Origin of the sequence: Phenylobacterium conjunctum, from assembly GCF_042679085.1 — a bacterium.
Classification (GTDB): domain Bacteria; phylum Pseudomonadota; class Alphaproteobacteria; order Caulobacterales; family Caulobacteraceae; genus Phenylobacterium; species Phenylobacterium conjunctum.
This window is the reverse complement of the sequence record NZ_JBHTLQ010000015.1, coordinates 17,526-35,468: the sequence shown is the minus strand read 5'-3', so window position 1 is coordinate 35,468 and position 17,943 is coordinate 17,526. Positions and strand designations below refer to the sequence as shown.

At 69.0% G+C, this 17,943-nt stretch carries 20 protein-coding genes; 5 read left to right on the top strand and 15 right to left on the bottom strand.

What is annotated here, in order from left to right; all coding sequences use genetic code 11:
• Nucleotides 1-8: 8 nt before the first annotated feature.
• Nucleotides 9-719 carry a lysophospholipid acyltransferase family protein gene (locus ACFQ27_RS08690; RefSeq protein WP_377353293.1) on the bottom strand — a complete coding sequence of 237 codons (711 nt, stop codon included), beginning with the start codon at nucleotides 717-719 and terminating at the stop codon, nucleotides 9-11.
• Nucleotides 716-2,494, bottom strand: coding sequence for an ABC transporter ATP-binding protein (locus ACFQ27_RS08685; RefSeq protein ID WP_377353326.1), 1,779 nt, complete (start codon nucleotides 2,492-2,494; stop codon nucleotides 716-718). Before ACFQ27_RS08685 ends, ACFQ27_RS08690 begins: the two co-directional genes overlap by 4 nt.
• A 128-nt stretch (nucleotides 2,495-2,622) precedes the next feature.
• Here ACFQ27_RS08685 and ACFQ27_RS08680 point away from each other — a divergent pair, with 128 nt between their 5' ends.
• Nucleotides 2,623-3,288 (top strand): fused DSP-PTPase phosphatase/NAD kinase-like protein, encoded by a 666-nt coding sequence (locus ACFQ27_RS08680; protein WP_377353292.1) that lies wholly within the window; start codon nucleotides 2,623-2,625, stop codon nucleotides 3,286-3,288.
• A 371-nt stretch (nucleotides 3,289-3,659) separates the two neighbouring features.
• The gene (locus tag ACFQ27_RS08675) at nucleotides 3,660-4,319 is read left to right on the top strand and encodes a DUF1287 domain-containing protein (protein WP_377353291.1); all 660 of its coding nucleotides are present in this window, start codon (nucleotides 3,660-3,662) and stop codon (nucleotides 4,317-4,319) included.
• Here ACFQ27_RS08675 and ACFQ27_RS08670 read toward each other — a convergent pair.
• The 5 genes from ACFQ27_RS08670 to ACFQ27_RS08650 form a co-directional block, all read right to left on the bottom strand.
• The gene (locus tag ACFQ27_RS08670; protein ID WP_374342941.1) at nucleotides 4,288-4,524 is read right to left on the bottom strand and encodes a DUF4170 domain-containing protein; all 237 of its coding nucleotides are present in this window, start codon (nucleotides 4,522-4,524) and stop codon (nucleotides 4,288-4,290) included. The two genes, ACFQ27_RS08675 and ACFQ27_RS08670, sit on opposite strands and share 32 nt — an antisense overlap.
• A 17-nt stretch (nucleotides 4,525-4,541) precedes the next feature.
• Nucleotides 4,542-5,333 carry a 3'(2'),5'-bisphosphate nucleotidase CysQ gene (locus ACFQ27_RS08665; protein WP_377353290.1) on the bottom strand — a complete coding sequence of 264 codons (792 nt, stop codon included), beginning with the start codon at nucleotides 5,331-5,333 and terminating at the stop codon, nucleotides 4,542-4,544.
• Nucleotides 5,330-6,661: a TldD/PmbA family protein gene (locus ACFQ27_RS08660; RefSeq protein WP_377353289.1), complete on the bottom strand. Its 1,332-nt coding sequence runs from the start codon at nucleotides 6,659-6,661 to the stop codon at nucleotides 5,330-5,332. The genes ACFQ27_RS08665 and ACFQ27_RS08660 overlap by 4 nt, the downstream gene beginning before the upstream one ends.
• Nucleotides 6,662-6,698: 37 nt before the next feature.
• Nucleotides 6,699-7,100, bottom strand: coding sequence for an MAPEG family protein (locus ACFQ27_RS08655; protein ID WP_374342936.1), 402 nt, complete (start codon nucleotides 7,098-7,100; stop codon nucleotides 6,699-6,701).
• A gap of 238 nt (nucleotides 7,101-7,338) precedes the next feature.
• Nucleotides 7,339-8,865, bottom strand: a complete 1,527-nt coding sequence (locus tag ACFQ27_RS08650) for a UbiD family decarboxylase (RefSeq protein WP_377353288.1) — start codon at nucleotides 8,863-8,865, stop codon at nucleotides 7,339-7,341.
• Between the two features lie 79 nt (nucleotides 8,866-8,944).
• On the opposite strand from ACFQ27_RS08650, the gene ACFQ27_RS08645 reads away from it, so the two are divergent.
• The gene (locus ACFQ27_RS08645; RefSeq protein WP_374342932.1) at nucleotides 8,945-9,169 is read left to right on the top strand and encodes a hypothetical protein; all 225 of its coding nucleotides are present in this window, start codon (nucleotides 8,945-8,947) and stop codon (nucleotides 9,167-9,169) included.
• 136 nt (nucleotides 9,170-9,305) lie between these two features.
• Here the strand turns inward: ACFQ27_RS08645 and ACFQ27_RS08640 are convergent, their stop codons facing one another.
• The 8 genes from ACFQ27_RS08640 to ubiA all read right to left on the bottom strand — a co-directional run bounded on the left by ACFQ27_RS08640 (nucleotide 9,306) and on the right by ubiA (nucleotide 15,310).
• On the bottom strand, nucleotides 9,306-9,653 hold the full coding sequence (locus tag ACFQ27_RS08640; protein ID WP_377353286.1) for an MmcQ/YjbR family DNA-binding protein: 348 nt from the start codon (nucleotides 9,651-9,653) through the stop codon (nucleotides 9,306-9,308).
• Entirely contained in the window at nucleotides 9,650-10,219 is a 570-nt protein-coding gene (locus ACFQ27_RS08635) for a YdeI/OmpD-associated family protein (RefSeq protein ID WP_377353285.1), read from the bottom strand. The genes ACFQ27_RS08640 and ACFQ27_RS08635 overlap by 4 nt, the downstream gene beginning before the upstream one ends.
• A gap of 31 nt (nucleotides 10,220-10,250) precedes the next feature.
• Nucleotides 10,251-10,757: a YkgJ family cysteine cluster protein gene (locus tag ACFQ27_RS08630; RefSeq protein WP_374342925.1), complete on the bottom strand. Its 507-nt coding sequence runs from the start codon at nucleotides 10,755-10,757 to the stop codon at nucleotides 10,251-10,253.
• A gap of 88 nt (nucleotides 10,758-10,845) precedes the next feature.
• A complete protein-coding gene (locus ACFQ27_RS08625) occupies nucleotides 10,846-12,123 on the bottom strand; it encodes a S1C family serine protease (RefSeq protein WP_377353284.1) in 1,278 nt (425 codons plus the stop codon).
• Nucleotides 12,124-12,177: 54 nt separating this feature from the next.
• A complete protein-coding gene (locus ACFQ27_RS08620) occupies nucleotides 12,178-12,537 on the bottom strand; it encodes a VOC family protein (RefSeq protein ID WP_377353283.1) in 360 nt (119 codons plus the stop codon).
• A gap of 41 nt (nucleotides 12,538-12,578) precedes the next feature.
• On the bottom strand, nucleotides 12,579-13,241 hold the full coding sequence (locus tag ACFQ27_RS08615; protein WP_377353282.1) for a class I SAM-dependent methyltransferase: 663 nt from the start codon (nucleotides 13,239-13,241) through the stop codon (nucleotides 12,579-12,581).
• A gap of 30 nt (nucleotides 13,242-13,271) precedes the next feature.
• The gene (locus ACFQ27_RS08610; RefSeq protein ID WP_377353281.1) at nucleotides 13,272-14,204 is read right to left on the bottom strand and encodes a fatty acid desaturase family protein; all 933 of its coding nucleotides are present in this window, start codon (nucleotides 14,202-14,204) and stop codon (nucleotides 13,272-13,274) included.
• 164 nt (nucleotides 14,205-14,368) lie between these two features.
• Nucleotides 14,369-15,310 (bottom strand): 4-hydroxybenzoate octaprenyltransferase, encoded by a 942-nt coding sequence (gene ubiA, locus ACFQ27_RS08605; protein WP_377353280.1) that lies wholly within the window; start codon nucleotides 15,308-15,310, stop codon nucleotides 14,369-14,371.
• Nucleotides 15,311-15,919: 609 nt separating this feature from the next.
• Between ubiA and ACFQ27_RS08600 the strand changes: the two genes are divergently transcribed.
• Together ACFQ27_RS08600 and ACFQ27_RS08595 are read left to right on the top strand one after the other, a co-directional pair.
• Complete coding sequence (locus ACFQ27_RS08600; RefSeq protein ID WP_377353279.1) at nucleotides 15,920-16,159, top strand: hypothetical protein; 240 nt, start codon at nucleotides 15,920-15,922, stop codon at nucleotides 16,157-16,159.
• Entirely contained in the window at nucleotides 16,152-17,936 is a 1,785-nt protein-coding gene (locus ACFQ27_RS08595; protein ID WP_374342909.1) for an ABC transporter ATP-binding protein, read from the top strand. The genes ACFQ27_RS08600 and ACFQ27_RS08595 overlap by 8 nt, the downstream gene beginning before the upstream one ends.
• Nucleotides 17,937-17,943 lie beyond the last annotated feature (7 nt).

Here is a 17,943-nt window from a genome sequence, read left to right as displayed (position 1 = left end):
CCGCGGGATCAATCGGCAGGGCGGAAACCGGCGATTTCCTCGGCCTTGCGCGTCGCCGCCGACAGCAGGGCCGACCATTCGACGATCAGTTCCTCGATCCGGGCGTCATCGGCGTCGGCGGGCACATGCAAGGGACCTTCCCAGACCGTGGCGCCCCGGCCGAAGGGGCGGGCGACCATCACCTTGTCCCAGGTGTCGAGCTGGGTGGCGGGCGCGGCCGCCAGGCCCATCAGATAGACCGGCGCGCCGGTGCGCTTGGCGATCTGCAGCGAGCCCGAGGCGATCACTTCGTTGGGGCCGCGCGGGCCGTCCGGCGTCACGATCAGGACCCCGCCGTCGGACACCCACTTCATGGCCTCGCGGAAGGCGGCGACCACGGCGCGGGCCTTGGCGCTGTCGCCCTTCTTGGCCGAAGAGGCGCGGATGGCCGGGAAACGGGCGCGGGCCAGGGCCTGGGCGATGAACTCCCCGTCCGACGAGGGCGAGACCAGACAGCGGAGCTTTTGCTTGGGCCACCAGATCTGGCCGATGCCCAGGCACAGGGGGATGCGCCCATGCCAGAACAGGGCGACGGCGCCCTGGTCGGACTTGAGCGCCGGCTCGACCTTCTCCAGACCCACATGGGTCCAGCGGGTGGTCCGTCGGATCAGGATCAGATAGCCGGCCAGGATCAGGCCCAGGAACCACTGGACGCCGGGGCTGCGCAGGACCTTCTTCACGCGGGCTCCTCGGCTTCGAGATCCTGGCTGCGGGCCAGACGGGCATAGAGGCCGCCGGCCGCGACCAGGGCGGCGTGATCGCCGGTCTCGACGATGCGGCCCTTGTCGATGACATGGATGCGGTCCGCGCCGCGCACAGTCGACAGGCGATGGGCGATCAGGATGGTCGTGCGGCCGGCCATCAGCCGCGACAGGGCCGCCTGGACCTGGGCCTCGCTCTCGGTGTCGAGGGCGCTGGTGGCCTCGTCGAGCAGCAGGATCGGGGCGTCCTTCAGGAAGGCGCGGGCGATGGCGATCCGTTGGCGCTGGCCACCGGACAGCCGGGCGCCAGCCTCGCCGACCAGGGTGTCGTAGCCCTTGGGCAGCTGGTCGATGAAGTCGTGCGCCGCCGCCGCCTTGGCCGCCGCCTCGATCTCGTCTTGCGAGGCGTCTGGCCGCGCATAGGCGATGTTGGCGCGGATGGTGTCGTCGAACAGGAAGGGCTCCTGGGTCACCAGGGCGATCTGGTCGCGCAGAGAGGCGAGCGTCACCGACCGGATATCGATCCCGTCATAGAGGATGCGGCCCTCGGTGGCGTCGTAGAAGCGCGGGATCAGGTTCAGCAGGGTGGTCTTGCCGCCGCCGGAGGGGCCGACCAGGGCGACGGTCTCGCCGCGCTTCACCTCGAGGGTCACGCCGGTGAGGGTGGCCGGGCCGCCGCCATAGGCGAAGCCGACGTCCTGGAAGGCCAGGGTCCCGCCGCCGCGGGTGAGCCGTCCGGCGTCGGCGCCGTCGCGAATCTCCGGCTCGACGTCCAGGGCCGCGAACAGGCGCCGCGCGGCCGACATGCCTTCGGCCATCACGGTCTGCAGGTTGGCGAGCTGGCGCAGGGACTGGGAAGCGACGCCCAGGCCGCCCAGGAAGGCCACGAAGGCGCCGACGGTCATGGCGCCCGACTGGGAGCGCCAGCCGGCATAGGCGATGACGCCAGCGGTGATCAGGGTCATCAGGGCCTCGGTGGCCGGCGCGGCCCGGGCGCGGGCGTTGGCCCCCTTGACCAGGTATTCCTGCCGCCGCGCCACGACCTCGCCGACGCGGGCCTCCTCATAGGCCTCGCGGTTCTCGATCTTGACCACCCGGACGCCATCCAGGCTTTCCATGATCGCCGTCGACAGGGCCGAGGTCTCAGCCATCGCGCCCTTGGCGGCCTTGGTGGTGCGCTTGGAGAAGCGGCGCATAATGCTGGTGGCGGCCGGGGCGGCGACCACCAGGACCAGGGACAGCCAAAGATCGTTGGAGACCATGACCGCGATGGCGCCCAGCACGGTCAGGAAGTGCTGGGTGTAGTTGATGATCCCGGCGGTGGCGGCCTCGCGGATCAGGCCGGCGTCGTAGAGCACTGAGGAGACATAGGCCCCCGAATGCTGGGTGCGCAGGTGGGCGAGGTCGGCGCGGACCAGCTTGCCGAACAGCTGCACCTGGACGTCGCCGACCACGGCGTTGCCGATGCGGTTGATCAGCGAGGCCTGGATCACCTGGGCCAGGCCGCGACCGATGGCCATGGCGGCGATGGCCAGCGGAATGGTGATCAGGGCGCCCGGCTTGTGGGTGACCATCAGGTCGTTCACCGCCGGCTCCAGGATGCGGACCAGCTGGGCCGACAGCACGGCGACCACCACCGCGGCGACCAGGGCGCCGGCCAACCCCTTCCAGCGGGGCGCGAGGTAGACCCGCGCGACCCGCCCGATCAGGTCGCGGGCCGAAAGCTCGGCGGGCTCGGGTACAGCGGCGGTCATCGGGGTCTGGGTCGGCTGTCGGCGCGGTGAAGTCAAGACCACGCCCATATAGGGGGCTTTGACGCGCAAAGCTTCCGTTCACGCCCATAGGCCCTTAGTTAGGGGCGTAAGACCTTCCGGAGCCCCCCTTGGCCGACTTCGACCTGACCACCCCGCGCGGCCGCTTCGCGACCTATATGGACTACCTCTGGAAGGACCACGCCTATCTGCGGCTGAGGTTCTCCAACGCGCACTGGATCAGCGACGAGCTGGTGCGGACAAACCAGCCGTGGCCGTTCCAGCTCGAGCGCTGGAAGGCCCAAGGGATCAAGACCATCGTCAACCTGCGCGGCGGGTTCGACGCCAGCTTCTATGCGCTGGAGAAGGACGCCTGCGAGCGCCTGGGCCTGAAGATGGTGGACTTCACCATCACCTCGCGCGAGGTGCCGAGCCGGGCGCGGGTGCATGGCGCGAAGGCCCTGTTCGAGACCCTGGAGTATCCGGCCCTGATGCACTGCAAGTCCGGCGCGGACCGGGCCGGCATCATGAGCGTCTTCTACATGCACTTCCGCAAGGGCCTGCCGATCCGCGAGGCCCTGGACCAGCTGTCCCTGAAGTACCTGCACGTGAAGCAGGGCAAGACCGGGGTGCTGGACTACACCTTCGAGCGCTACCTGGCCGAGGGTGAGCCTCAGGGCCAGACCTTCCTCGAATGGGTGGACAGCCCGGCCTATGACGAGGCCGGCATCAAGGCCGACTTCCGCAGCCAGATGTGGGGCCGCCTGCTGACCGACGGGCTGGTGAAGCGGGAGTAGCCGCCGACTTTAGCCACTTGTTGCAGTGGTATTGAACCCCACGCGCTGGGGCTTTGACGTCAACATTGACGAACGGGTTTCGGCGGCGGCGCAAAGGGGCGTCGGCCGGGGGCAAGGCGCTGTATTCACGATGGAATTGGCTTGACGGAAACGATATGTTCGTTTTTTGTTCTCGTCAAGTTGAAGCTGCTCTCACGCCGCTCACCCCGGCGAAGGCCGGGGTCCAGGTCATAGGGCTGGGCGGCTGATCTGCCGGGTGCGCTCGAGGCTTCACCTGGATCCCGGCATTCGCCGGGATGTGCGGAGGGTGGGGGAGGTTTCGCCTCAATCCTGTTTGGTGCAGGCTGGGCGTCTTGGCTTTGGGAGCTGCCATGACCCCTTCGCGGCGTGCGGTGCTGGTTGGACTGGGCGCGGAGCTGGCTGCGCCGGGCGGGCAGGCCGCAACGCCGGGGGAGCGGCTGGCGGCGGCGGCGCGGCGGCAGGTGGGCGTGACCCCCGGGTATGATCCGGCCTATCGCAAGCTCGCCTATCCGGGCGGGGACGTGCCCCGCCGGACCGGGGTCTGCGCCGATGTGGTGGTGCGGGCTGTGCGGGACGCCTGGGGGCTGGACCTGCAGCAGCTGATCCACGAGGACATGGCCGGCGACTTCGCCGCCTATCCTACCACCTGGGGGCTGAAGCGACCGGACGCCAATATCGATCATCGCCGGGTCCCGAACCTGGAGACCTTCTGGCGGCGGCAGGGCGCGAAGCTCTGGGAAGCTGACGGCTGGCGGCTTGGAGTGGATTTCAGCGGGGCGTTGCGGCCGGGCGATCTGTTGACCTGGCTGACCTTGCCCGGCGGCCGGCCGCATGTGGCGATCGTGGTGGCGGGCGGCCTGTGGCCGCGCATCGTGCAGAACAACGGCGGTGGAACGCGGGAGGAGCCTCTGGCCCTGATGGCGATCCATGCGGCGCATGGACACTATCGGTGGGGGCCGCCCCTCCCGCGCGCCGACCTTAGTGGTGGTCGGGGTCGTCGCTCGGGCTGAGCAGCTTGTGAGCGTGGATGATGAAGTAGCGCATCAGGGCGTTGTCGACGGTGGACTGGGCCTTGGCGCGCCAGGCGGCGAGGGCTTCCTCGTAGCTGGCGTAGGCGCCGACCAGGTCGACCTTGGAGAGGTCGCGGAACGTGTTGTGTTCCACGTCCTCCAGCTCGCCGCCGATGACGAGGTGGAGAAGTTGACGATGAGGCATGAAGTTCCCTTACGGAATCAATTGCCCAAGGCGATATGCGAGACCCGGTTAAGGATCAATGGCGCCACGCCGGGCGCAGCGCACAGCAGGCTGTGTTGCGACGGGTTCGGGCCGTTATAGGCGAAGGGGCGCCCGAGATGGTCGCAGGCGACGGCGCCGGCCTCGCGGGCGATCAGGTCGGCGGCGGCCAGGTCCCAGTCGGCCTTGGCCACCAGGGCCAGGGCGGCGTCGAATTCCCCAGCCGCCACAAGGCACATGCGATAGGCGGTGGAGTTGCGCGCCTCGATCCGCATGGACGGCCAGGGCTGGGGCCAGGCGGGATGCTGGAACATCCGCACATCGCCGACCATGCCCGCGCCTTCGAGTTCGGCGCGGGTCGACGGCGCGATGGGCGCGTCATTGCGCCGCGCACCGGCGCCGCGGATCGCGCAATAGGTCTCGTTGACGTCGGGGGCGAAGACCACGCCGGCGACCGGCTGGTCATCCTCGATCACGGCGATGGAGACTGACCACCACGGCCGGCCCTTCATATAGGCGCGGGTGCCGTCGATCGGGTCGACCACGAAGAGGCGGCGGCAGGCCAGACGGTCGAGGTTGTCGGCCGTCTCCTCCGACAGCCAGCCATAGTCCGGGCGGGCGGTGCGCAGGGTGTCGATCAGCAGGCGGTCGACGGCTAGGTCGGCGTCGGTGACCGGGGAATCGCCGGCCTTCATCTCGATGGTCAGGCCGGCGTCGCGCATGCGCGAGGCGAGCGCCCCGGCCGCGTGGGCCGCGTCTCGGATCAGGGCAAGGTCGGCCTCGAAGCTCATTTCCCCGCGATGGCCAGTCCGTCGACCAGGATCGAGGGCGCGTTGGCAGAGCCGCGGATCTCCAGGTCCGAGCCCGGAACCAGCCGGGCGTAGATGTCGATGAGGTTGCCGGCCACGGTGATCTCGTTGACCGGATAAGCGATCTCGCCGCCCTCGAACCAGAAGCCCGCACAGCCCACCGACCAGTCGCCGGTGTTGCCGTTCAGCGAGGGGCCGAACATCGAGGTGATCAGAACGCCGCTCCCTGCGTCGCGCATCAGGGCCGCCTGGTCCTTGTCCCCCGGCTGGACCGTGAGGTTGGAGGTCGACACCCCGGCGGGGCCGGCCAGGCCGCGCGACGCATGGCCGGTGGAGGCCAGGCCCAGCTGGCGGGCCGACGAGGTGTTCATGAGCCAGGTGGTCAGGACGCCGTCATCGATCAGGTCCCAGGCGCGGTTGGCGACGCCCTCGTCGTCGAAGGGCGAGGAGCCGAGGCCGCGGACCTTGTGCGGGTCATCGGTGATGCGGATCCCCTTGGCGAAGACCTGCTGGCCCAGCTTGTCCTTCAGGAACGAGGTGCCGCGGGCGATCGAGGGGCCAGAGATGGCGCCGATCAGCGGACCGATCAGCGAGGTGGCCAGGCGGTTCTCGAAGATCACCGGGGCGGTGGTCGAGGCGATCTTGCGCGCGCCCAGGCGGGCGGCGGCGCGACGACCGGCCTCGGCGCCGATGGCCTCCGGCGAGGGCAGGTCAGACTGCCAGCGGGTGGAGCGGCCGTCATAGCCGCTTTCCATCTCGTCGCCTTCTCCGGCCACAACCGAGGCACCGACCGAAAAGCCCGAGGCCCGGTGGGTCCCGGAGAAGCCGGCCGAGGTGACCAGGCGCCAGACGGCGCTGGAGTGCGAGGCCGAGCCGCCTTCGGAATTGCTGATCCGCGGCATGGCGCGTGCGGCGTCCTCGGCGGCGCGGGCGCGGGCCTCGAGGGTTTCCGGCGTCGGCTCCGAGCCGTCGAACAGGTCGAGGTCGGGCAGGGCGCCCTTGGCGTAGAGGCTGGGATCAGCCAGGCCCGCATAGGGGTCTTCCGGGGCGAGCCGGGCCATGGCCACGGCGCGTTCCACCAGCTTGGCGCGGGCCTCAGCCGAGATATCGGAGCCGGAGACGGTGGCCTGGCGCTGGCCGACAAAGACCCGCAGGCCGATGTCGCGGGACTCCTCGCGCTCGACCTCTTCCAGTTCGCCCAGGCGGACATTGACCCCGAAGGCGCTGCGTTCGGCGCCCACGGCTTCGGCGGCGTCGGCTCCAGCCTTCAGGGCGGCGGCGACGACATCGGCTAGCAGGTTTTCATCCATCCCCGCCATATGGCTGGCGGACGCGCCCGCGGCAAGCTCAGGCGACGGCGTAGAACAACAGGACCGCGCCCAGGAAGACGTAGCCGATCCAGGTCATCAGGATGCCGATGGCGCGGGGGAAAGAGGTCCCGCCCGAGCTGGACAGGCCGACGGCGTGCAGCACGCGGCCCACGAAGAACACGAAACCGGCCACGTGGATGGCCAGCGGCGGGGCCTCGACAATGGCCAGGACCGCCAGGCCGACCAGGGCGGCGGGGACATATTCGGTGGCGTTGCCGAAGGTGCGGATCGCCTGGGCGAGCTCGGGCACCCCGCCATCGCCCAGGGCCACCTTGTGCCGCTGGCGCTGGCGCACGACCAGCAGGGACAGGGTCAAGAGCAGGAAGAGATTGAGCCCCACCCAGAGGGCGGCGGCGTGGCCGGAGGTGATGGTGTCCATAACGCTGTTCTCCTGACCGCGACGTGGGAGGCAGTTGGAGACGGAAACGGCGGCGAGGGCAAGGGGGTGCGCGTGCGGCCCTTCTCCCCTTGTGGGAGAAGGTGGCCCGAAGGGCCGGATGAGGGGTCTTGCTTGCTTGTCCGGCTTGAGCTGATGGTGAGGATGAGAGGTCTGAGAGACCCCTCATCCGACCTGGCTCCGCCAGGCCACCTTCTCCCGCAAGGGGAGAAGGATGCTCTTACTTCACCGGATCGCCTGAACCCGGCAGGCCGAGCTTGGCCCATTTCTCGGTGACGAGGTCGATGGTGGCCTGGTCCATGCCGAGCTTTTCGCCCCATTCGCGGTGGGTCTCAGGCGGCCACTTGTTGGTGGCGTCCAGCCCGATCTTGGAGCCCAGGCCGCTCTCCGGCGAGGCGAAGTCCAGGTAGTCGATGGGGGTGTTCTCGATGACGGTGATGTCGCGGGCCGGGTCCATGCGGGTCGACAGGGCCCACATGACGTCCTTCCAGTCGCGGGCGTCGACGTCGTCATCCACGACGATGACCCACTTGGTGTACATGAACTGGCGCAGATAGCTCCAGACGCCCATCATCACGCGCTTGGCGTGACCGGGATAGGCCTTCTTCATCGACACCACGGCGATCCGGTAGGAGCAGCCCTCCGGCGGCAGCCAGAAGTCGACAATCTCCGGGAACTGCTGGCGCAGCAGGGGGATGAAGACCTCGTTCAGGGCCTCGCCCAGCACGCTGGGCTCGTCCGGCGGCCGGCCGGTGAAGGTGGTCAGGTAGATCGGGTCGCGGCGCATGGTGATGGCGCTGACCTCGAACACCGGGAAGCGTTCGACGGAATTATAGTAGCCGGTGTGGTCGCCGTAGGGGCCCTCGTCGGCGTACTCGTCCAGCAGGACGTGGCCCTCGAGCACGATCTCGGCCTGGGCCGGGACCATCAGGGGCACGGTCTTGGCGGGGACCAGGTCCAGCTTCTTGCCGCGCATCAGGCCCGCGAACTGGTATTCGCTGAGGGTGTCGGGCACCGGGGTGACGGCGGCCAGGATCGTGCCGGGATCGGCGCCGATGACGGCGGCCGCGGGCAGGGGCTCGCGCTTGCCGGCCTTCTTCCAGCGCTGGTGATGCTGGGCGCCGCCGCGGTGGGCCAGCCAGCGCATGATGGTGCGGTTCTTCGAGAGCACCTGCATGCGGTAGATGCCGAGATTGTAGTCGTCCTCGCGGTCTTCGGACGGGCCCTTGGTCACGATCAGCGGCCAGGTGATCAGGGGGGCGGGCTCACCCGGCCAGCAGGTCTGGATCGGCAGCTGGGTGAGGTCGACCTGGTCGCCCTTCAGCACCACCTCCTGCACCGGCGCCTTCTTCACGGTGTTGGGCCGCATGGACATGACGGTCTGGGCGAGCGGCAGCATCTCCATGGCGTCGCGGAAGCCGCGCGGCGGGGTGGGATTGCGCAGGAAGGCCAGGAGTTCGCCCACTTCGCGCAGCTCGCCGGCGGTGGTGCGCTCGACCCCGTCGAGGGTGACGCCCATGGCCACCCGCTTCACCGTGCCGAACAGGTTGACCAGGCAGGGCATTGACGACGGCTGGCCGTCGGCGCGGATGACGTTCTCGAACAGCACGGCGGGGCCGCCGGTGGCCAGCAGGCGGCGCTGGATCTCGGTCATCTCCAGGACGGAGGAGACGGGCTCGCTGACCCGGACGAGCTCGCCGGCGGCTTCGAGCTTGGCGATGAAGTCCCGCAAGGATCGGTAGGCCATGTGTCTGCTCCTGACTTGAGGGCGTAGTTAGGGCGCGCGGGGCTGGCTGTCACGCGGGCTGGGGCTTAAGCTCGCGCGCATGAAGCGCCTCGACCTTGATGACCTGCCCCCGAAGCTTGCCGCCCTGTTGGTGGGGCTGGAGGAGGGCGAGGAGCTGCTCCTGGTGCAGAACGGGGCGGTGGCCGGGCGGATCACGGCGCTCTCGCCGCCGCCCGCGCCCGCTGAGGCCGAGGACGAGCCGACGCCGGAGCGGGCCGCGGAGCTGTTCGAACTGTTCCGGGCGTCCATCGAGGACGAGTTCTAAACTCGAACGTCATGGCCGGGCTTGTCCCGGCCACCCATGATCTCCGTATCTGTCGTTAGAGCGCCAGGGCTCGCCGCCGCGCCGCGACCTGAGTTTCCCGCGCGTATGGGTGGCCGGGACAAGCCCGGCCATGACGTCAGGTTTGGCTTTGGGCGTCGTACTCCTTGACCCACTTCTTCGGGGCGATCTCGCGCCAGCGGCGTTCGAGGAAGTTGCGGAAGGAGCCGGGGTGCAGGGTCTCGATGCGGGCCAGCACCGCCGGGTAGTCGCGATAGTGGGCGGTGATGTGGAATGTGCCGGGCTCGGCCTCCATCAGCATCTCGCGTTCATCGATGTGGATGCCGGTCAGGACGACGCTGGCGTCCTCCTTCCGCAGGCGGGTGAAGAACTTGCCGTTCACCTTGAAGGCCGGGTGGCCATAGGAGACGCCTTCCTCCGCGCCGGGGAAGGACAGGGCGATCTGGCGCATTTCGTCGGGGGTCATTTGGTGGCTGATCCCAGTTGGCGCCCTTCGGCGCTGGCGGCGATGAGGATGTCGAGGCGCCTGGCCCGTGTCGCGGCGCCCTTGGCCGAGACGACCCGATGGATCGCGACCTTCCGGTACCAGGGCGGAAAGGCCTGGAACCCGTTCCAGGCGGCGGCGTCGGCCTGGAAGCGGGCGAGCTCCTCGTCTGAGAAGTCCGCCGTGGGCTTTTCGTAGGAGTATTCCAGGGTCCGGGCCTGGCCGGCGGCGTGGGCCGCGCGGCCGGCGGGGGCGACCAGGCCGGCGGCCTCCAGCTCAGCGAAGCGCTTCAGATTGACCTGGCTCCAGATCCCGCCGGGCTTTCGGGGGGTGAAGCGGATGCGATAGGCCTCGTCGTCGATCCGGTGGCGCACCCCGTCGATCCAGCCGAAGCACAGGGCCTGGTCCACCGACTGCGGCCAGGTCATTGATGGCCGGCCCGAGCCCACCTTCCAGAAGCCGACCGACAGCTCGGGCGCGCTGGCGTGGTGCGCGGCCAGCCAGTCCCGGAAGGCCTCGCCGGTTTCAAAGAAGGTGGGCGCGCTCATGGGGCCAGTCTAGGCCCGCCGGCGCCGAGGTCTAGACGGAGGCCGCGCCGTCCAGGTCGCTGAGCACCATGGCGTAGGGGACCTTCTGGCCGTCGCGCAGGGCGAAGCCGGAGACGATCTTGTGGTCGGGGTTCACCCGGCCCAGGTCCACGTCCTCGTGCGGGAAGACCACGATCCGCTGATCGCCGATGCAGACCACCAGCTCGTAGCCGTCCTCCACCCGCTGGGACATGGCCTTGATGCGCCGATAGTAGGGCTCGCGCTTCCAGGCCATGGGCTGGGCCGGATCGACGATGACATTGAGCCGCTGGCCGTCCTTTTCCGTGTACATGATGAAGCGGGCCTTGTCGGGCCGCCAGGCGTCGTCGAGCTTGTCGGAGTCCAGCCACAGGCAGACGAAGTTCTGACAGGCGGGCGGCCGGTCGGCGTAGATCGAACAGCCGCGCTTGAAGTGGTCGCACCAGACGTTCGGGGCCTTGTCGAGCGCCTGGATCGCCAGGAGCTTGCAGCACATGCCGCAGTCGCCGCAGCTTTTCATCGGATGCCCCCGCCGAGGTTATGGTCAGGGCTTTACGACAGGGCGGTGACACTTTGGTGTCAGGCAGCGGAGGGCTCAGGGTGCGGGCTCAGGGCGCGGGCTTGAGATTGAGGAAATCCAGGGCGTCGCTGATGGGGATGAAGAGGTTCAGACCCACCTGGGCGTCGTTCACCATCATCCCCGCGACCGCCATGCCAATGACCTGGCCCTTTTCGTCGAGCAGGGGGCCGCCGCTGTTGCCGTGGTTGGTCGCCGCGTCGCTCTGGATGAAGGCGAAGCCGTCTTCCGTGCGCTTGGCCGAGACGATGCCCTTGGTGATGGTGTTCTGGAGCTTGGGGTCGAGCGGCGTGCCGATAGCGAACACGACCTCGCCCAGCTGAGCGGGCTTGGTCCTAAGGGGCAGCGGCTCGCGGCCATGCGGTCGGCTCAGGATGATGGCGACGTCCCGCTGGGCATGGGAGCGGAGCACGTCACCCATGGCCTCGAACCCGTCTGACCAGCGGACCTTCACCTGCCGCGCATCGCCGACCACATGCCGGTTGGTGAGGATGTGGCCCTCGGTGGAGACGAGGTAGCCGCTGCCCATCGCCGACCCGGTCAGGATCGTCACGACGGAGCCGACGGACTCCGACAGGGGGCGGCCCTTGGCCGACAGGGAGCCTTTCAGCAGGATTTCCGCATCGGGCGTCGCCGCGGCGCCGGGCGCCGTCGCCTGTTGGGGCGATGAGAGCACCACGCTCCGAAAGGCCTCCGCCGCGGTGAGGTTCTGCACATTGGCCGCGAAGGCGCTGTTCAGCATCAGGTCAAAGGCGCCCGGCGCGGACCGGCGCTGCTGGTACCCGCCGGACGTGGTGATCTTGGCGACGACCTCGCGCCTGAGGCGGGAATAGACCGTCCATTCCACATCCATGATGATCGAGCCGCTGATCGAGACGAGATCGCCAAAGCCAGAGTTCGGAAAACAGGGCTGGGCGTCGATCCGCGAGATTGCGCCGGCGACCGCATAGTCGGTGTTGGCCGGGCCGTCAGAGAACAGATCCTGCGGATCGCCGGCGACCTTGAAGCCGACCTTCTGCATTTCCTCGCGAAACACGGTGTCGAAGGCGGCCATATCGACCTTCATCGCCCCGCCTTGCCAAATCAGCTTCTCTTCGGGACCGCAAAGCAGGCCTCCCCTCAACACGCCCCATTGCGCGCCGCGCGGGATCCGGGCCGTGACGCGCGTGAGGGCGAAGGGTTGAACCACCGCGTCGGGCGCGAGGTCCGGCGCGGCGGCGATCGGCGGCAGCGCGGTGGCGGCGAGGCTGGGACCGGCCCCGAACATCATGAGTCCCGCGACCAAGGCCGCCGCGCGCAATCTCACCATGTCGCCCACCCCGCTTTCGTCGAAAGCATCTTTAAGGTGCTAAATGTCGAAAGATCAATTCCCGGAGGAGTCTTCCGTAAACACCGCCAGTTCGTTGCCGCTGGGGTCGCGGAAGTGGAAGCGGCGCCCGCCCGGGAAGGCGAAGATGGGGCGGGTGATGACGCCGCCGGCCCCGGTCACCTTGGCGAACATCGCCTCCAGGTCGTGGGCGAACAGAACGACGAGCGGGACCTTCACCCCGTCGGCGTCAGCGTCGAAGCCGCCGTCGATCCCCGCCTCGGCGTCGCCGAAGGCCGTATAGGTCGGGCCATAGTCGGTGAACCGCCAGCCGAAGGCGCTGGCGTAGAAATCCTTGGTGGCGGCCAGGTCGGTCCCGGGCAGTTCCACATAGCTGATCTTGCTGTCGCCGATCATCGCGCGCTCCAGATGTTCTTAATTTGTTCCAGGCTAGCCGGTCAGGCCGGCAGAGTCCAGACCGCGGTCTTCTTGACCTCCTGGTCTTCCAGTTCGCGGGTGGTGGGGACCTGGTATTCGGCGAGCTTCGTCAGGCCCTCGCGGGGAAAGTAGCTGCGACCCGGATCGCCGATCAGCACCGTGGCGCCGGCCGCGCGACCGGCGGCGAGCCAGGCCATGACCTTTTCCGCCAGCGGCTTCTCGTAGCAGATGTCGCCGGCCAGGATGACGTCGGCGGGCGGCGGCGGGGCGTCCAGCAGGTCCTGATCGGTGAAGGCGATCTCGACCCCGTTGGCCTCAGCGTTGAGGGCCAGGGCCGCGCCGCAGAAGACGTCGATGTCGGCGGCGAGCACGCTGGCGGCGCCCGCCTTCATGGCCGCAATCCCGACAATGCCGGAGCCGGAGGCGAAGTCGATCACCCGCTTGCCGGCGACGAGGTCGGGATGGTCGAGGACGTAGCGGGCGAGCGCCTGGCCACCGGCCCAGGCGAAGGCCCAGAAGGGCGGCGGCAGGCCGATCTCCTGCAGGGCTTCCTCGGTCAGCCGCCAGATCGGGGTGACCTCATCGGCCAGCCGCAGGACCAGCTCGGGCGTGTGCGGCGGGCTCTGGACCCGCGTGTTCTCAAGGATGAAGGCGCGCCGGCCCTCGGGTGTGGGGAGGATCATGGGGCCTTGTAGCAGGCCGCAGGGCTTGGGCTAGGCTGCCTTGCTCGTCGCCAGTTTCAGGACCGCGCCGTAGCCGCCGGGCTCGTAGAGCATGCCGTCGATCACGCCCTTTTTCTGCAGCAGGCGGTGGGCGCGGGGCAGGTTGTAGCAGGGCACATGCATGAACATGTGGTGCTCGCAGTGATAGTTCACGAAGTAGGGCGCGAGTGTCATGCGGGCGAGCCAGCCGGCGTGGGTGGTGCGGGCGTGGCGTAAGGGGTCGGGCTCGTCCTTGGCCACGCAGGCGTGCTCGGCGATGTTGCGCAGCCGGGTGATGAGCGGGAACCAGGTGAACTGGGGCAGGACCCAGAGCACCGGCCAGGCCCACCAGGCGCCGAACAGCGAGCCGATGGCGGTGATGATCACCCCGCCCAGCAACCAGCGGCGCTTGCGGCGGACTTCCTCGGCGAGGATGGGCAGCAGGGGCTGGCCGGGCTTGCGGGCCTTCAGCCGGGCGATCAGATCGCCGAACCGCTGCTTGAAGGCGGTCTGGCCGGTCAGGTCGCGGATCATCTTGCGGCGCAGGGACAGGGGCGTGATCGGGAAGGGCGCGGACAGGACCAGGTCCGGATCCTCGGCCTGTTGGGCGAACTTGTGGTGGCCCAGGTGATAGGTGCGGTAGCGGGCCAGCCCGCCGCCGGTCAGCCATTCGCCGGCCAGGTCGTTGAGCTTGAGGTCGCCGTGCAGGGCGCCGTGGGCGGCGTCGTGCATCAGGATGGCCAGACCCAGCTGGCGGCCGCCGATGATGATCACGGCGAGCGGCAGGGTGAGCGGCCAGATGACCACCATGGCGCCGGCGGCGAAGATCACCGCCCAGGCGTGGGCCAGGAGAAACAGCCCCTTCCAGGAGGACCGGCGGGCGAGCGGCGCCCACTCCTCGGGGGTGAAGATGGTTTTCGGATCAACACGTGCTGCGACGGCCATGGCGTGGAGCGTGCCATATTTTTGGGCGGGATGGCGCCCCGAACTGTCATCCCGGTTTTCGCGTCAGCGAAAGACCGGGACCCATAGACACCGATCTCTCCGGAAAACCCCGCGCGTCTGGGTCCCGGACAAGCGCTGCGCGCTTTCCGGGATGACACCCGAGTTCAGAACCCCACCCCCGGCCCTTTCCAAAGGCCGCAAACCAGGGCGGCGAAGAGGACGGCGCCGGCGGTGGTGTTCGACTTGAAGAGCTTCAGCGCGCCCGCGCCATCGGTGACGTCCAGGCGGGCGGCCTGGCGGGAGAGGTGGACGCCGTAGGCGGCGGCGAGCGGCAGGAACAGGGGGCCTAGCCCACCAACCCAGGCGGCGGCCAGGGCCAGGACGAAGGCCAGGACATAGAAGCCGAGCACAGCCTGGGGCGCGGCGGATCCAAGCCGCAGGGCCGAGGACTTCACGCCGGCCAGGGCGTCGTCCTCCAGGTCCTGGACGGCGTAGATGGTGTCGTAGCCGAGGGTCCAGAAGACGCCGCCGGCGTAGAGCAGGACGGCCGGCCAGCCGAGGCCGCCGGTCGCGGCCGCGAAGCCCAGCAAGGCGCCCCAGTTGAAGGTCAGGCCCAGCCAGGCCTGGGGCCACCAGGTGATCCGCTTCATGAACGGATAGGCGGCGACGAGGGCCAGCGAGCCAGCGCCGAGCGCGATGGCGATCAGCGGCATGGTGAGCAGGACGCCCAGGGAGACCAGGCAGCAGGCGGCGACGAAGGCCCAGGCCTGCTTGACGCTGATCTGGCCGGACGGGATGGGGCGGCCGGCGGTGCGGGCCACTTGAGCGTCAAAGTCGCGGTCGACGATGTCGTTATAGGCGCAGCCCGCGGCGCGCATCAGGGCGGCGCCGGCGAACACCTCGGCCAGCAGCAGGAGGTTGGGCCCTTCGCCCTTCATGGCGCCGGCGAGGGCGATCCCCTGCCAGCCGGGCAGCATCAGCAGCCAGATCCCCGCCGGCCGGTCGAAGCGGCCGAGCTTCAGCCAGGGGCGCAGGGGCGCCGGCGCATGGCGGTCCACCCAGTTGGTCGGGGCGGCGTCGGGAAGGATGTCCGAGGGCGCGGTCATGGCGGTGGTTTAGGGCGGCGTCGGCGGCGAGGCTAGGGGAACCCTTGGCCCCTTGGTGGAGGTGATCCGGTTCCGGGGCCGCTGGTGACTTCCTCCCATGCCGTCATGGCCGGGCTTGTCCCGGCCACCCATACGCGCCTGAGCTTCAAGTCTGATCGCTGAGGCGCCGCCTGCGCCCACCCCGCGTTCACGGAGTTCATGGGTGGCCGGGACAACCCCGGCCATGACGACCAAATGAAAGACCAGGGGACATGGGCAAGGCCCACCGTGTCTTTGGCGCCGCAGTCAAAAATATGCGCGGAGGCTTGGTTGACGCTCAGGGAGGGCGCGCCTAGCGTTCAACCTCCACGCGACACGAAAGGAGGGCTCGCGAAGATGATTGCTATCGCAAACGCCCCCACATTCGTCGCCGTGGATTACCGGGCTGCCGCCCGAGGTCTTGGAAAGACCCGACCGACCGGTTGCTGACCGGCCGCCTCGAGTCTCCGCCTCCGCCGCCGCCCCACCGGGTCTCCCGGTCCTAGCGCGACTTCCCGCCTATTCGCCCTGATCCCGACGCCTCGCTTGGCGTCCGGACTCCGGGTCCTTCTCCCTTTTCGGACGCCATACATGTTTCATTCCCTGGACGAAGCCCGGCGCGATCGCGCCGAGGCGGAACGACTGGACTTCCTCATACGCAGCTGGCCGCGCGACCCCGCGGCCAACGCCGCCTGGCTGGGCCTGTACCTGGCCGAGCGGCTGTTCGGCGCCGACGCGCCTTGGCGACGACAGCGCGGCCGGCCCATCGCCATCGCCCAGGCCCTGCGCCAGGTGGCCCGCCCCCGCAGACTGGAGGCGGCCAATGACTAGTCTGGTCGACAATGACGACGAGCGCGGGGCGGAGATCCCCAACCGCCAGGTGCTGGCCTTCATGTTCCGGCACTGGATCGAGGAGCCGGGGCGGTTCGCCCTGATCCTGGCCTTCATGCTGGGCTCGATCCTGTGCGACCTGACCATCCCCTGGGCCACGCGCGCCCTGGTGGACACGGTGGGCCGCGCCGATCATCCGGTGGACAAGGCCTGGATCGCCTGGGCGACCCTGTCGGGCCTGTACCTTGGCTACTGGATCCTGCGGCTCTACATGTTCCGCCTGTCGAACGGCTATTACAGCCGGATCATGGCGCGGATGGTGACGCGGGCCTTCCGCCGGGTGCAGGACTTCTCGTCCGACTGGCACGCCTCGACCTTCGCCGGCGCCACCGTGCGCCGGGTGGGCCGGGCCATGTGGGGCTATGACAGCGCCTCCGACAGCATGCTGTGGGGGCTGATCCCGACCTTCATCGTGCTGGCCGGGCTGTCGATCTCCATCGGCCTGCACTGGTTCTGGGCCGGGGTGTTCGTGGCCGTGCTGGTGACGGTGTTCGCCGTCTACAATGTGGCGATGATCAATCTCTATATCCGCCCGGCGAACCTGGCGGCCAATGCGCTGGACTCCGGCATCGGCGCGGCCCTGGCCGACGCCCTGTCGGGCAATGCGGTGGTCAAGAGCTTCGGCGCGGAGGACCGCGAGGCCCGCCGCTTCGAGGCCCATGTGGACCGCTGGCGCAACGCCCAGCGGCGCACCTGGAACCGGGGCAATAATGTGGGGCTGGGGCAGAACCTGATGATGGTCGCCCTGCAGGCCGGCCTGACCGGGTTCCTGGTCCACGCCTGGTCCAAGGGTCAGGCCACGCCGGGCGACGTCGCCTTCGCCGTGACCTCGTTCATCGTCATGGCCGGCTATTTGCGGACCTTCGGCGAGAACACCCGCAACCTGCAGAAGGGCCTCGACGACATGAGCGACGTGGCCAGCTACATGCGCACCCCGCCCCAGCTGGCGGACCGTGCGCAGGCGACGGCGTTCCGCGGCCAGTCGGGCGCGGTGGTGTTCGACAAGGTGACCTTCGGCTACGACCGCCAGGCCTATCCGCTCTATGAGAACTTCTCCCTCGCCATCGCGCCGGGCGAGCGGGTGGCGCTGGTGGGCTCGACCGGGGCCGGCAAATCGACCTTCGTGAAGCTGCTGCAGCGGCTCTATGACGTGGACGAGGGCCGGATCCTGATCGACGGCCAGGACATCGCGGGGGTCACGCAAGCCTCCCTGCGGCGCGCCATCGCGGTGGTGCCGCAGGACCCGAACCTGTTCCATCGGACCATCGCCGAGAACATCGCCTATGCGCGGCCCGAGGCGACGATGGAGGAGATCATCCTGGCGGCGAAGCGGGCCCGGGCCCACGACTTCATCGCCCGCCTGCCGCTCGGCTATGACACAGCCGTGGGCGAGCGGGGGGTGAAGCTGTCGGGCGGCGAGCGGCAACGGGTGGCCATCGCCAGGGCCTTCCTGGCCGATGCGCCGATCCTGGTGCTGGACGAGGCCACCTCGTCCCTGGACGTGGAGACTGAGCGCCAGGTGCAGGCGGCCATGGAGGAGCTGATGGCCGGCCGCACGACGGTGGTCATCGCCCACCGGCTGTCGACCATCCGGCATGCGGACCGCATCCTGGTGTTCGAAGGCGGCCGGGTGATCGAGGAGGGCGGCCATTTCGAGCTGGTCGCCAAGGGTGGGGCCTATGCCCGGCTGAACGCCGTGGCGGAGGCTCTGGCCTAGAGCCGTC